General features: G+C 39.0%; 2 protein-coding genes. Both read left to right on the top strand.

Translation table 11 applies throughout. The annotated features are described in order from the left end of the window. Positions 1 to 145 precede the first annotated feature (145 nt). Positions 146 to 919 (top strand): tyrosine-protein phosphatase, encoded by a 774-nt coding sequence (locus tag WS44_RS09400; protein WP_046434108.1) that lies wholly within the window; start codon positions 146 to 148, stop codon positions 917 to 919. 7 nt (positions 920 to 926) lie between these two features. Next, positions 927 to 1226, top strand: a 300-nt coding sequence (locus WS44_RS09395; protein WP_046434107.1) for a LacI family DNA-binding transcriptional regulator, incomplete at its 3' end; no start/stop codon positions are given.

Below are 1226 nucleotides of genomic sequence, written 5' to 3'. Positions count from 1 at the left end.
TTTGTTTGCTTTATCTTCACTTTTTATTCTAAACAAAATAAAAAGTGCCAGATCATGAATCCGTCGATTCATGATCCAACACTAGGTTAGTATGTTTGTATAATAAAAGTAGTATATTAATTCTTTCACAAGGAAGGCGAGACGCATGGAGCACGATAGAATAGTAGCTTTAGACGGGCCACTTAATTTCAGAGATATTGGCGGCTACAAAAATAATAAAGGCCAGCATATAAAGTGGAATAAAATTTATCGTTCCGATTCGCTTAGTTCTTTATCAAAAGAAGATGAACAAAAACTAGCTGATCGCCGCATTGTTGTAGATATCGATTTGCGTTCTACCTATGAACAAAATGCTGCACCAGATAAACAATGGCCAGGTGTTAGATATGTAGACGCCCATATTTATTCGGATAATCCTAAGGAAAATAAAGGTGATAATAAGCTCTTTCGCTTTATTCACCACATTCCTGACATGGGTGATAATTTCCTAGGTAAAATTTACCAGCAGGTTCTACTTAACTCACACAGCCAAGAAGAATTTGCAAAAATCTTCGCGGAGTTAATTGAACTGCCTGAAGAAGATGCCCTTGTTTATCACTGCAGTGCCGGCAAAGACCGTACCGGTATGACATCAGCCTTGATTTTGACTGCACTCGGCGTTGATGATGATACGATTGCACAAGATTATCTGTTGACCAATGAACTTTACGATTTTGCCGTTTCCAAGCAATATCCTGATGAAAATCAAATTGCCAAACTCGTTTCCAAAATGAATTTGACCAAGGGCGAAGGCCCAGCTATCCGTGGTATTACCGAAACAATTCGCAAAGGTTGGGGCAACTTTGACAACTTTTTCAAGCGAGAGCTTGGTTTTAGTCAAAAAGATCTAGATAGATTTAGAAAGATGTACTTAGAATAGGAACAAAATGACAACTTTATCTGATGTAGCTAAAGAAGCAAACGTCTCCAAAATGACGGTATCACGGGTAATCAACCACCCTGAGCAAGTAACGCCAGAATTGCGTGTCATGGTTGAAAAGGCGATGGAGTCTTTAAACTATCATCCAAATTCTATCGCGCAGGCTTTAGTCAATAATCGTTCTAACGTGGTTAAGTTCGTTACACTAGAAGATATCGATACAACAGAACCTTATTACATGAACCTGCTATTCGGCTTTGCCCGTGGTTTGAACTCCAAGCAATATGCGATGCAACTGGTAACGGAT

Source organism: Lactobacillus sp. N54.MGS-719 (assembly GCF_000980505.1).
GTDB lineage: Bacteria > Bacillota > Bacilli > Lactobacillales > Lactobacillaceae > Lactobacillus > Lactobacillus amylovorus.
The sequence above is the reverse complement of the archived record's forward strand: the minus strand, read 5'-3'. Positions and strand labels throughout refer to the sequence as shown.